11 protein-coding genes are annotated in these 12,946 nt (G+C 61.3%); all 11 read left to right on the top strand.

Going from position 1 to position 12,946, the window contains the following annotated elements; all coding sequences use genetic code 11:
* Positions 1–2 precede the first annotated feature (2 nt).
* Entirely contained in the window at positions 3–2,927 is a 2,925-nt protein-coding gene (locus AC1RMX_RS11960; protein WP_096822198.1) for a glycosyltransferase family 2 protein, read from the top strand.
* Positions 2,928–2,959: 32 nt separating this feature from the next.
* On the top strand, positions 2,960–3,961 hold the full coding sequence (pseB, locus tag AC1RMX_RS11965; RefSeq protein WP_493072001.1) for a UDP-N-acetylglucosamine 4,6-dehydratase (inverting): 1,002 nt from the start codon (positions 2,960–2,962) through the stop codon (positions 3,959–3,961).
* Complete coding sequence (gene pseC / locus AC1RMX_RS11970; RefSeq protein ID WP_493072003.1) at positions 3,958–5,115, top strand: UDP-4-amino-4,6-dideoxy-N-acetyl-beta-L-altrosamine transaminase; 1,158 nt, start codon at positions 3,958–3,960, stop codon at positions 5,113–5,115. Before pseB ends, pseC begins: the two co-directional genes overlap by 4 nt.
* Positions 5,116–5,146: 31 nt before the next feature.
* Complete coding sequence (locus AC1RMX_RS11975; RefSeq protein WP_493072005.1) at positions 5,147–5,767, top strand: pseudaminic acid biosynthesis-associated methylase; 621 nt, start codon at positions 5,147–5,149, stop codon at positions 5,765–5,767.
* Complete coding sequence (gene pseF, locus AC1RMX_RS11980) at positions 5,764–6,459, top strand: pseudaminic acid cytidylyltransferase (RefSeq protein WP_493072007.1); 696 nt, start codon at positions 5,764–5,766, stop codon at positions 6,457–6,459. The genes AC1RMX_RS11975 and pseF overlap by 4 nt, the downstream gene beginning before the upstream one ends.
* A complete protein-coding gene (pseG, locus tag AC1RMX_RS11985; protein WP_192560090.1) occupies positions 6,456–7,958 on the top strand; it encodes a UDP-2,4-diacetamido-2,4,6-trideoxy-beta-L-altropyranose hydrolase in 1,503 nt (500 codons plus the stop codon). Before pseF ends, pseG begins: the two co-directional genes overlap by 4 nt.
* Positions 7,955–9,007, top strand: coding sequence for a pseudaminic acid synthase (gene pseI / locus AC1RMX_RS11990; RefSeq protein WP_096822192.1), 1,053 nt, complete (start codon positions 7,955–7,957; stop codon positions 9,005–9,007). The genes pseG and pseI overlap by 4 nt, the downstream gene beginning before the upstream one ends.
* Before the next feature lie 226 nt (positions 9,008–9,233).
* The gene (locus AC1RMX_RS11995) at positions 9,234–10,160 is read left to right on the top strand and encodes a ketoacyl-ACP synthase III (RefSeq protein ID WP_096822191.1); all 927 of its coding nucleotides are present in this window, start codon (positions 9,234–9,236) and stop codon (positions 10,158–10,160) included.
* Between the two features lie 86 nt (positions 10,161–10,246).
* The gene (locus tag AC1RMX_RS12000; protein ID WP_493072009.1) at positions 10,247–11,539 is read left to right on the top strand and encodes a motility associated factor glycosyltransferase family protein; all 1,293 of its coding nucleotides are present in this window, start codon (positions 10,247–10,249) and stop codon (positions 11,537–11,539) included.
* A complete protein-coding gene (locus AC1RMX_RS12005; protein ID WP_493072011.1) occupies positions 11,536–11,802 on the top strand; it encodes a hypothetical protein in 267 nt (88 codons plus the stop codon). Before AC1RMX_RS12000 ends, AC1RMX_RS12005 begins: the two co-directional genes overlap by 4 nt.
* Positions 11,803–12,045: 243 nt before the next feature.
* Entirely contained in the window at positions 12,046–12,897 is an 852-nt protein-coding gene (locus AC1RMX_RS12010; RefSeq protein ID WP_064594348.1) for a flagellin domain-containing protein, read from the top strand.
* Positions 12,898–12,946 lie beyond the last annotated feature (49 nt).

Consider the following 12,946-nt stretch of genomic DNA (forward strand, 5'->3'; position numbering starts at 1 on the left):
ATATGCAAGGCAAGAACAGTTCTGGACACGGTTTGGCACTCAACGAACAGTTGACCGTTGTGCTGATATCTCACGAACGCCCGGCGTTTCTGCGCAGGGCCGTGCGTTTCTACAGCACCCTGCCGTGCAGGATTCTGGTGCTGGACTCGTCCGCCGAGGCATTGCCGGGTGTGGCCGGGCAATTTGCCAACGTGGATTATCAGCACCTGCCGCAGTTCGGCTATTGGGGCATTCGCGCCAAACTGGCCTACGGTATTGAGCAGTTGCAGACCCCTTACATGGTGTTCGCCGCCGACGATGACTTCCTGGTGCACGATGCCTTGCACGAAGCCGTTGCCTTCATGGACGCCAACCCCGATTACAGCATGTGCCACGGCTACAGCATGATGTACCTGGCACTGGCCAACGGCGTCAGTTACTACCGTCGTGACAAGAAAGTCTGCGAGGACTACTCGGCCGATCTGGCCCAGGATCGTCTGGTGGATTACATGTACCAGTACCTGCCACCGTTCTACGCGGTGCAGCGCTCCGACATCATGCGCGACTGGTACAAGGCGATGCCCGAAGACACGATCTTCCAGTGGCAGGAAGTCGGTCACACGTACTACATGCTGGCGCGGGGCAAGGCACGGATTCTGCCGATCCCTTACGTTGTGCGTGAAATCAACTATCAGCACTCCGACCACAGCACCGAAATTTTCCACTCGCTGGCGTACACCGACGCCAAGTCCGTCGCCGAGCGCGAGGCCTTTGCCGAGTTTCTGGCCGGCCTGCCGACGCAAGTCCGGCATGAAAGCCCGGAGCAAGGCAAAGCCTTTGTCCTGAAGAGTTTCGAAGCGCTGGCCGACAGCCTGCGCACCGGTCGCGCACTGACCGCCGAGCTGATTCTGGAATCGGCGTGGACCAACATCGAGGCCGGCCCGCAGCGCCGCTTCGGCCCGAAACAGTACGTCGAAATGCCGTTCTACAATCAGGCGTTTTTCGATCAACTGACCCACTTCGAGTTTCTGTTGCACGCCATGCCGGCCGGGCGCATTCAGTTGCAAGGGCTGGAGGGCATCTGGGCCCGTCAGGAGAACCTGATGCTGGCCCGCAACAACGACACGCCGGAAAGCGTGGTGGACCGTTTGTGGCAAGCCCACGACAGCAACGTGTTCAACCGCACCGTGATCAAACGTCTGGTGGCGCAGTTGCAACTGCTGGGTGAAGACGAGGACGCCGAAAAACTGCGTGAGTGGAATGCGCGTCTGGAAGCGGCATCGCTGGAAGGCAATCAGGCGACATTCAGCAAAATGCGCACCGGCCGGTTGCTCAAATGGCTCGATGCGCGTCAGCCCGATGACGAACAGGCCGGGGCGATTGCCCGCGACCTGGCAGCCAATGGCGGTGGTCCGCAGTTCGGTATTTTCCTGCTCGATCTGGATAACGACATCGACAAGTTGCAGGTCACCCTGGACAGCTTGCTCGAAGGTCACAGCAAGGCGTTCAAAGTGGTGGTGTTCACCACGGGCGAACCGCCGGCGGCGACCACCGCGCAGAACACCCTGCACTTTGTGCGGGTCTCGTCCGGCAACTTCGTCGACAAGCTGAACCAGAGCGTTCGTCAGTCGCCGTGCGACTGGCTGCTGCTGGCCGAAGCGGGCGACGAGTTCACCGCTGGCGGTCTGCTGCGCGCCGGTCTGGAACTGGCGTCGGCCGAAGGTTGCCGCGCGGTGGCCACCGATGAAATCCAGCGCAACGCCGAAGGCGCCCTGGTGGATGTGTTCCGTCCGGGCTTCAACCTCGACCTGCTGCAAAGCCTGCCGGCGCTGATGGCGCGGCACTGGCTGATCCGTCGCGAGGTGCTGATCGAGGCGGGCGGTTATCAGGCGGACTTCAGCAAGGCGCTGGAATTCGATCTGCTGCTGCGCATCATCGAACAGGGTGGCCTGGGCGGTCTGGCGCACCTCGACGAGCCGCTGCTGATCACTCGCAGTTCGGTCCTGGAAGAAAACGCCGACGAGCGTCAGGCCCTGCTGCGTCACCTGGGCAATCGTGGCTACAAGGCCAAGATCACCTCGAAGGAACCGGGCACCTATCAGATCGATTATCGCCATGCCGAACAGCCACTGGTGTCGATCATCCTGCCGGCCAGCGATGATCTGCCGGCCCTGCAACGCTGCCTGGACGGTGTGCTGCTGAGAACCCGCTACACCCGCTATGAAGTGTTGCTCGCAGCCCGACCGAATCAGTCGGCGGCCGTCAACGACTGGCTGGGCACCCTGAACCACGCCAAGGTCCGCGTTCTGCACGCCGATCAGCCGCTTGGCGATGCGGCCCTGTGCAACGCTGCCAGCCAAGAGGCGCAGGGTGAATACCTGGTGCTGATGGCGGCCGACAGTGAGGTGGTCAACCCGAACTGGATCGAGTCCTTGCTCAACCATGCCCAGCGTCCTGAAGTCGGTATCGTCGGGCCGAAACTGGTCGATCGCGACGGGAAAATTTCCCAGGCCGGTCTGATTCTCGGCAAGGAAGGCACCGTCGGTTCGGCCTTCATTGGCGAGAAGCACGACGCCGAAGGTTACATGCACCGTCTGCAGGTTGATCAGAACTACTCGGCCGTATCGGGCGTGTGCCTGATGGTGAACAAAGAGTTGTTCGACGCCCTGGGCGGCCTGGACACCGAAAGCTTCGGCGACGGTTTCAGCGATGTCGACCTGTGCCTCAAGGCCGGTCAGGCCGGTTACCTCACCGTGTGGACGCCGCTGGTACAGGTGCTTCATGGCGGGCAGTTGCCACAAGCGCCACAGGCGCTGGAAGCACTGGCTGAAAAATGGTCCTCCGTCTTCGCTCAGGACCCGGCCGGCAACCCGAACCTGATCCTGAACGGCAAAGACTTTGCTCTGAACGAGCGTGCTGCGGTGAACTGGGCGCAGTGGCTCGGCTGACGCCTTGAGGCACAGGAAACAGGACTCTAGACATGTTCAACGGTAAATCGATTTTCATCTCCGGTGGCACCGGCTCGTTCGGGCGCAAGTTCATTGCGCGCCTGCTCGAGCAATACCAGCCCAAGCGGGTGGTGGTGTTCTCCCGGGATGAACTCAAACAGTACGAGATGCAGCAGACGTTCAACGCGCCGTGCATGCGTTACTTCCTCGGTGACGTGCGCGACGCCGAGCGTCTGCGCCAGGCCATGCGCGGCATCGATTACGTGGTGCACGCCGCGGCGTTGAAACAGGTGCCGGCGGCGGAATACAACCCGACCGAGTGCATTCGCACCAACGTCAATGGCGCGGAGAACATCATCGCCGCCGCCATTGATAACGGCGTGAAGAAAGTCGTCGCGCTGTCCACCGACAAGGCGGCGAGCCCGATCAACCTGTACGGCGCCACCAAGTTGCTGTCGGACAAATTGTTCGTCGCCGCCAACAACATTGCCGGTGAGCAACAGACGCGTTTTTCCGTGGTTCGCTACGGCAACGTAGCGGGCTCGCGCGGGTCAGTGGTGCCGTTTTTCAGCAAGCTGATTGCCGATGGCGCGACAGAGCTGCCGATCACCGACGAGCGCATGACCCGTTTCTGGATCACCCTCGATCACGGCGTACAGTTCGTGCTCGACAGCTTTGCGCGGATGCACGGTGGTGAAGTGTTTGTGCCGAAGATCCCGTCGATCCGTGTGGTCGATCTGGCTCGCGGCATGGCCGAGCATCTGCCGCACAAGAACGTCGGCATCCGTCCGGGCGAGAAGCTGCACGAACTGATGGTGCCGTTGGACGATGCGCGGATGACCCTGGAGTTCGCCGATCACTACACCATCCAGCCGTCGATTCGTTTCACCAGCGTCGATGTGGATTTCGCCGAGGACAAACTCGGCGAGCGTGGTGTGCCGGTCGGTGAAGATTTCGAATACCGCTCCGACACCAACCCGCATTTCCTCTCGGTGGGGCAGATCGCCGACCTGCACGCGAAGCTGTCGGTATGATTCCCTACGGTCGGCAAAGCCTCGACCAGACGGACATCGACGCGGTCGTCGAGGTGTTGCAGTCCGACTGGTTGACTCAAGGGCCGACCATCGAGCGCTTCGAGCAGGCGATGGCCGAGCGTTGCCAGGCCGATTTCGCGGTCGCGGTGTGCAACGCCACGGCGGCGCTGCACATTGCCTGCCTGGCGGCGGGGCTGGGAGCGGGCGACCGTTTGTGGACCACACCGAACACCTTTCTCGCGTCGGCCAACTGCGGCCGTTACTGCGGCGCCGACGTTGACTTCGTGGACATCGATCCGCTGACCTGGAACCTCGATGCCGAGGTGCTGGCCAGCAAACTCGACGCCGCCGAGCGCGACGGCAGCTTGCCCAAAGTGCTGGTGGCAGTGGCGTTTTCCGGGCAGAGCTGCGACATGCGGCGAATCGCCGAACTGGCCGAACGCTACAACTTCACCGTGATCGAAGACGCTTCTCACGCCGTCGGCGCAAGCTACGCCGGGCGCCCGGTGGGTTGCGGTGAGTTCGCGGCGATGACCGTGTTCAGTTTCCATCCGGTGAAGATCATCACCAGCGGCGAAGGCGGCATGGTGCTGACCAATCGCCCGGAGCTGGCCGAGCGTTTGCAACGCCTGCGCAGCCACGGTATGACCCGCGATCCGCAGCAGATGACCGAGCCCAGTCACGGGCCGTGGTACTACCAACAGGTCGAGTTGGGGTTCAATTATCGGATCACCGATCTGCAAGCCGCGCTGGGCCTGTCACAGCTGAGCAAGCTGGACGAATTCATCGCCCGTCGCCGGGAACTGGCCGCGCGATACGAGCGCTTGCTGGCGTATTTGCCGGTCACCGTGCCGAGCATCCAGCCGGACGCCGAATCGGCCTGGCACCTGTACGTGGTGCGCTTGCAGACCGATCGCATCAACCTCAGCCACCGTCAGGTGTTCGAAGGCTTGCGCGCGGCCGGCATCGGCGTGAACCTGCACTACATTCCGGTGCATCTGCAGCCGTACTATCGTGAACTGGGTTTCGCCGAGGGAGACTTTCCCGAGGCCGAGCGTTATTACGCCGAAGCGATCAGCCTGCCGCTGTTTCCGTTGCTGAGCGATCAGCAGCAGGATTACGTGGTCGAGCAATTGCGTCGGTTGACTGAATGAGTGCCGCTGCGGCGGTGGATGGAAAACGGCAATGCGTGATCTGAGCGAGCAGGAACAATTCTGGCAGGGCGAGTTCGGCAACCAGTACGTCGACCGCAATGTCGGGCAACCGCTGGTGGCGGCCAATCTGGCGTTGTTCGCCAAAGCGCTGAGCCGGGCCGGACGGATCGACAGCCTGCTGGAGCTGGGCACCAACGCCGGCAACAACTTGCAGGCGCTGCGGCAGCTGTTGCCGTGCTGTGAGTTGTTCGGCGTCGAGATCAATGCCAGCGCCTGTGCCCAGGCGCGTGCGCTGGAGATTGCGAACATCTGGCACGGCTCGCTGTTCGATTTCCCCCGCGAGCGCCGCTACGACCTGACGCTCAGCAAAGGCGTGCTGATTCATCTGGCCCCGGAGCTGTTGCCGACCGCCTATGCGCAATTGTACGAGCTGAGCCAGCGCTACATCCTGATCGCCGAATACTACAATCCGTCGCCGATGGAAGTGTCCTATCGCGGCAACAGCGGCAAGTTGTTCAAGCGCGATTTCGCCGGGGAAATGCTCGATCGCTATCCCGATCTGCAACTGCTGGATTACGGCTTCGGTTATCACCGCGATCCACAATTCCCGCTGGACGACGTCACCTGGTTCCTGCTGGAAAAACGCCCTTGAGCAACGTCGCAATCATCCCGGCCCGCGGCGGAAGCAAACGCATTCCGCGCAAGAACCTCAAACCGTTCGACGGTGTGCCGATGATTGCCCGTTCCATTCGCACAGCGCTGGATTCGGGGTTGTTCGACCAGGTGGTGGTCAGCACCGATGACGAAGAGATCGCCGAACTGGCGCAGGCTCATGGTGCGCAGGTGCCGTTCTTGCGTCCGGCGGAGCTGGCCGATGATTTCACCGGCACGGCTGCGGTGATCGTGCATGCCTTGCAGCAACTGCCTGCCTTCGATTACGCCTGCTGCGTGTACGCCACGGCGCCGTTGTTGCAGGCGCGGTTTCTGCGCCAGGGGCTTGAGTTACTGGAGCAGCATCCCGACAAGTCCTTTGCTTTTTCGGTCACCGATTTCGGCTTTCCGGTGCAGCGTGCCTTGACCCTCGACGGGCAGGGCGCGCTGACGGCGTTGTACCCCGAGTTTCGCAATACCCGTTCGCAGGATCTGCCGGCTGCCTTTCAGGATGCCGGCCAGTTCTACTGGGGGCGCAGCGAGGCCTGGCTGCTTGGCGAGATTCTGTATTCGCCAGCCAGCCTGCCGGTGATCCTGCCCCGGCATCTGGTGCAGGACATCGACACCGCTGAAGACTGGAAGCGCGCCGAATACCTCTACGCTGCACTCAAGGCCGGCGGAGAGCTGCGATGAGAGTACTGATCCGCGCCGATGCTTCGCCGACCATCGGCAGCGGCCATATCGCCCGTTGCCTGACGCTGGCGCGGGTGTTGCGCGCCCAGGGCAGTCACGTCGCGTTTGCCTGTCGTCGCTTGCCGGGCCATCGGCTCGATGCGTTGCAGGGCGAAGGCTTCGAGACGTTCGCCTTGCCGGATCGATACACCGACGAGGACCCGGAACAGGCCATCGAATCGATGCTGCCGTGGCAGGCGGATATCGATGCACTGGCGACGCAGTTGGAAGGTCAGGCCGAATTCGACTGGGTCATCGCCGACCACTACGGCCTCGATCATCACTGGCAGACCGCAGCCCGTCGCTTTGCGCCACGGATCGCCGCCGTTGACGATCTGGCAACTCGCCGTTACAGCGTGGACCTGTTGCTCAATCAGAACCTCTCCGGTCTCAGCGAAAACTATCAGCCGCTGCTGCCGGCAGGTTGCCGAACGCTGCTTGGTCCGCGCTTTGCCATGTTGCGCGAAGAGTTCAGCGGCCCGGTTATCGAGATCAAACCCGTGGCGCGACGGGTGCTGGTGAACTTCGGCGGTTTCGACGCTGCCCGCCAGACCCATCACGCGATGCTGGCGCTGGCGGATTTTTCCGGGCTTGAAGTGGACTTCGTCGCCGGTGCCGACAACCCGGCATGGGCAGAGATGCAGGCACTGGCCGCAAGCCGGCCGAACTGGCGCCTGCACAGTTTCGTCAGCGATTTTCATCGACGCATGACCGAAGCCGACCTGTTTATCGGCGCTGGCGGTGGCACCAGTTGGGAGCGCGCGGCCATGGGCCTGCCGACGATCTGCATCGCGGTGTCGAACAACCAGCAGGCCAACGGCGAGGTGATGGCCGCGGCCGGGGCGCATGTGTTCATGGGCGCGCGGGAGCAGGTCAGCGTCGAACAACTGCGTGATGCCGTCGGTTTTGTCGTGGGCAACTTTTATCTGCGCCAGAGCCTGGCCGAGCGTTCGCGGCAACTGGTCGACGGGCGCGGCGCGCTGCGGGTTGCGGCGGCACTGGCCGGCGCGGTGCTCACGCTGCGGGGCGCGACGCTGGACGATGCGCAGGTGTTGTTCGACGGACGCAACGCCGACGCTGTGCAGCGCTGGTCGGTGAAGAGTGGCGCGATCGAGTGGTCGCAGCATCTGAACTGGTTGAGCGCCAGTCTGCGCAATCCTCAACGGCTGTTGTTGATCGCCGAGGCCGATGACGGCCCGGTCGGTGTGTTGCGCTACGATCTGCGCGGCTTTGAAGCCGAGGTATCGCTGTATCTGCTGGAGGGGCGTTTCGGTCTCGGCTGGGGCAGGGCGCTACTGACGCGGGGCGAGGCGTTCGTCACGGCGCACTGGCCGCAATTGACCGCGATCAGCGCACAGGTGTTGCCGGCCAACCAGGCCTCATTGAATGTATTTCGTGACGCCGGGTTCACCCAAAGTGCCTGCGCGTTCACCAAGGATTTGAAGGAACACCGTTCATGAACAGTTTCAAGATTGGCGATCGCCTGATCGGTGCCGACGCACCGCCGTTCATCATTGCCGAAATGAGCGGCAACCATAACCAGTCGCTGGACGTCGCCTTGCAGATTGTCGAGGCGGCGGCCAAGGCCGGTGCCCATGCCTTGAAGCTGCAAACCTACACCGCTGAAACCATGACGCTGGATCTGGCGGAAGGCGAATTCTTCATCAAGGATCCGAACAGCCTGTGGGCCGGCACGTCCCTTTACGACCTGTACGAAAAGGCCCACACGCCCTGGGAATGGCACGCACCGATCTTTGCCCGGGCCAAAGAACTGGGCATGCTGGCGTTTTCGACGCCGTTCGATGACAGCGCCGTGGATTTTCTTGAAAGCCTCGACGTGCCGGCCTACAAGATCGCCAGTTTCGAAAACACTGATCTGCCACTGATTCGCCGTGTGGCGGCGACTGGCAAGCCGCTGATCATTTCCACCGGCATGGCCAGCATCGCCGAGCTCGACGAAACCGTGCGCGCTGCCCGTGAAGCCGGGTGCAAGGATCTGGTGCTGCTCAAGTGCACCAGCACCTACCCGGCGACGCCGCTCAACAGCAACGTGCGCACGATCCCGCATCTGCGTGAGTTGTTCGGTTGTCAGGTGGGGCTGTCCGATCATTCGATGGGCGTTGGTGTGTCGGTGGCGGCTGTGGCACTCGGTGCGACGGTGGTTGAAAAGCACTTCACCCTCGACCGCGCGGCGGGCGGGGTGGACGCCAGTTTCTCGCTGGAGCCTGCGGAAATGGCCGCTCTGGTGCTGGAAACCGAGCGCGCCTGGCAGGCCATGGGCCAGGTGCATTACGGCGTGACCGAGGCTGAGAAAAAGTCTCTGGTCTACCGTCGGTCGCTGTACGTCACGGCCGACATGGCGGCCGGTGAACCCTTCACGGCGGCCAACGTGCGCGCCATTCGTCCCGGTCTCGGTCTGCCGCCCAAGCACACCGACGCCGTCCTCGGCCGCCGCGCGCGCGCGCCGATCAAGCGCGGCACGCCGCTGGACTGGTCACTGGTCGAATAACCCGATCTGCACCGATTCGGCAAAATAGCGTGACCTGCGAGTCATAACGCGCATCTTCACTGTATTGTATTGACCGGGGAGATGGCGCCTGGCCCGTTATCGGTTGCAGTGATAGCCCTTTGCGCTCCCCGTGGCTGCCCTTTGTGGCGGCCGTTTTCTGTTTGTCGGCGCCCCTCGAAATCCTTGCGAGCGGTGGTATTGGGCTGTTTATTATTGGGAAGCCGTAATGATTGGCATAAAAAGCATTGCGAGCTACGTTCCTGTAGCCGGCGTGGACAATTACGCACAAGGTGCAAAATTCGAGAAGGATGAAGAATTCATCCTCGGCAAGATCGGTTCGGCCTTCCTCCCACGTAAAGACGCGGAACAGGAAACCTCCGATCTGTGCGTTGAAGCGGCCAATGCGCTGTTTGCCAACAACCCTGAACTGAAACGTGAATCCATCGATGCACTGATCGTCGTCACCCAGAATGGTGACGAAGAAGGCTTGCCGCACACCGCTGCGATCGTCCAGGACAAGCTCGGCCTGCCGACCAACGTCGCCGCGTTCGATATTTCCCTGGGTTGCTCCGGTTACGTCTATGGCATCTACGCGATCAAGGGCTTCATGGAAGCCGCCGGCCTGAAGAACGGCCTGCTGATCACCGCCGACCCGTATTCGAAGATCGTCGACCCGGAAGACCGCAACACCACCATGCTGTTCGGCGATGCCGCTACCGCGACGTGGATGGGCGAAAATCCGGCCTGGGCGCTGGGCAAGGCCAAGTTCGGCACCGACGGTTCCGGTGCGCCGCACCTGAAAGTCACCGATGGCGTGTTCTTCATGAACGGTCGTCAGGTGTTCAACTTTGCGCTGCTGAAAGTCCCGGCGCACTTGCATGAGTTGCTCGACGATTCCGGCCTCAAGGCCGATGACATCGATGCATTCTGCATTCACCAGGGCAGCGCGGCGATTGTCGATGCCGTGGCACGACGCTTCGAAGGCGAGCCGGAGAAGTTCATCAAGGACATGGTCGAGACCGGTAACACCGTGTCGTCCAGCGTTCCGCTGCTGCTGGAAAAACACGTGCTGGATTCCGACTGGCAGCGCATTGCGATCAGTGGTTTCGGCGTCGGTCTGTCGTGGGGTTCGGCGATTATCTATCGTCCTTGAAACGGCTAAAAACGACGGATACAAAAATAGCGTTCAAGGGTTAACCTTGAACGCTATTTTTTTGCCTGAATGGAGCGTGAGGCACCATGAGCGAATTCTTCCAAGCCAACGCTGAAGTCATCGAGCGACGCTGGCCGGCACTGTTCGCACGGTTGATGAACGAAGACAGTTCGGCGATCGAAGCCGAGCTGACGCAGGGGCTCGGTTCGACGCTGAGCATCGGCGGGATTCAGCTCACCAGTCGCCATGACCGCCTCCACGAAGCCCGGATCCAGGCCGCCAGCCTGCCGGCGGACAAGCCGCAACTGCACGTCTACGGCACCGGTCTCGGGGATTTACCGGCGGTACTGCTGGAGCGCGCCGGGCTTGAGCGACTGTATGTTCACATTCTCAATGGCGCGCTGTTCGCCCTGGTGTTGCAACTGATCGATCAGCGGCAGTGGCTGGAAGAGGCGCGGGTAGAGCTTCTGTACGCCGGAGACCTGACGGACATCTGCACGCCGTTTTTTGCCTTGCCGACTGAAATGCTGCTGGCCGATGACTTCAACGCGAAGATTCGTGATCGGCTGGTCAGCGAGGTGCACCTGAGTTTCAACAATCGTGAGTTCGATCCGCATTCGCCCTTCATTTTGCAGCGTCTGCAGGACTGCCTGCCGGTGCTGCTGGCTGACGATGATGTGGCGCAATTGTTCGGTACTTGTGCCGGCCGGGAAGTCTACGTGATCGGCACCGGGCCGACGCTTGAGCAGCATTTCGAGCGACTCGCAGCGATCCGTGAGCGCGACGAGCGCCCGCTGTTCATTTGCGTGGATACCGCTTACCGACCGCTGCGCGAGCACGGGATCGTGCCCGACTATGTGGTGAGCATCGATCAGCGCATCAGCTTTCGGCATTTGCCTTTCGAAGAATCCGACGGCATCCCGCTGGTGTATCTGCCCATGAGCGACCCTGAGGTATTGAGGGCCTGGAAGGGCAAGCGTTACGGCGGCTATTCGCTCAGCCCGGTCTATGCGGCGTTGCGAGAGCAACATCCACGGGCGCTGCTGCATGTGGGCGGCAGTGTGATTCATCCGGCGGTGGATCTGGCGGTGAAGATGGGGGCGGCGCGGATCACCCTGTTCGGTGCCGACTTCGCGTTTCCGATGAACAAGACCCACGCCGGCTGGCGTGATGGTGATCTGGGGCCGTCGGTGAACCAGGCACGGCACTGGGTGCGTGACGGCTTCGGCGAGCGCGTCAGTACGCAGCTCAATTTCCGCGGCTATCTGTGTGTGCTGGAGCGTTACATCGCCAGCCAGCCCCAAGTCGAGTTTTTCAACAGTAGTCGCGCAGGTGCGTTGATCGCCGGGACGCGCTTCAACCAGGAGTTCGTGCAATGAGTGCGCTGCAAGGCTGTGTCGACGAATGCCGGCGGTGTGCCGGCCTGTTTCGCCTGGGGCGTGATGTCGAAGCGGCGCTGGACATGGTCGATGTGTTCGAGGGGGCGCAGCAGTTGCTGGTGTCCGCCTCGTCGGATATCCAGCAGTCGTGGGCGCACCTGCTCACACAAATGCTCGATTGCCAGGAGCGTCAGGACTGGCTCGGGCTTGCCGACTTCATGGAGTACGAGTTGATCCGGTTGCTGGAAAGTTCTGCGGCTTGAGGAAAGCCGACAGCGCTGGCCCGCAGGTTTGCGCGGCGGACGGTTTTATGGCGTCATTTTTTCGCAGGTAAAGTGCTGCTAAGTCTTTGTTTTCAGGGGGGTGGCAGGGTGATGGCAAAAATTTTCAAAAAAGCCCTCAAGCAACCTGCAAACCCGACGATAACTATTACGAAGGTTCTCTAGGCCATACCCGGCGGTTGCCAGGGCCGGAAGCCGCAGTACCCAACCAACGAGGAATTCGTCATGGCTTTAACAGTAAACACTAACACCACGTCGTTGAACGTTCAGAAGAACCTGAACCGCGCCTCCGACGCTCTGTCGACTTCGATGCAGCGCCTGTCTTCCGGCCTGAAAATCAACAGCGCTAAAGACGACGCTGCTGGCCTGCAAATCGCTACCCGTATGTCCTCGCAGATCCGTGGTAACACTCAGGCGATCCAGAACGCCAACGACGGTATCTCCGTTGCTCAGACCGCTGAAGGCGCTCTGCAAGCTTCGACCGACATCCTGCAGCGTATGCGTGAACTGGCTGTTAAAGCTCGTAACGGTACCAACGGCACTGCTGACCAGACCGCAACCAACGCTGAATTCGCTCAGATGTCTGACGAAATCACCCGTATCTCGGCTGCTACCAACCTGAACGGCAAAAACCTGCTGGACGGTTCGGCTGGTACTGTGACCCTGCAAGTTGGCGCCAACACTGGCTCCGCCAACCACATCGACCTGGTACTGAGCGGCAAGTTCGACGCCGTCAGCCTGTCGGTAGGTAGCGGTACTGTTGTTCTGACCGGTGCTACTTCGGCTGCCGCCGCTTCGAACATCGACAACGCGATCACCGCGATCGACGCTGCAATTGCGAACATCAACGCCACTCGCGCCGCTCTGGGTGCTTCGCAAAACCGTCTGACCAGCACCATCCAGAACTTGCAGAACATCACCGAGAACACCACTGCTGCACAAGGTCGCGTACAAGATACCGACTTCGCCGCAGAGACTGCTAACCTGACCAAGCAGCAAACCCTGCAACAGGCTTCGACCTCTGTTCTGGCTCAAGCCAACCAACTGCCTTCCGCTGTACTGAAGCTGCTTCAGTAATTTCGGAATGAGTTTTGGCGGGGGAGTGCGCTTGTCGTGCTCTCTCGCT

This window comes from Pseudomonas sp. GW822-FHT03F04, assembly GCF_058801405.1.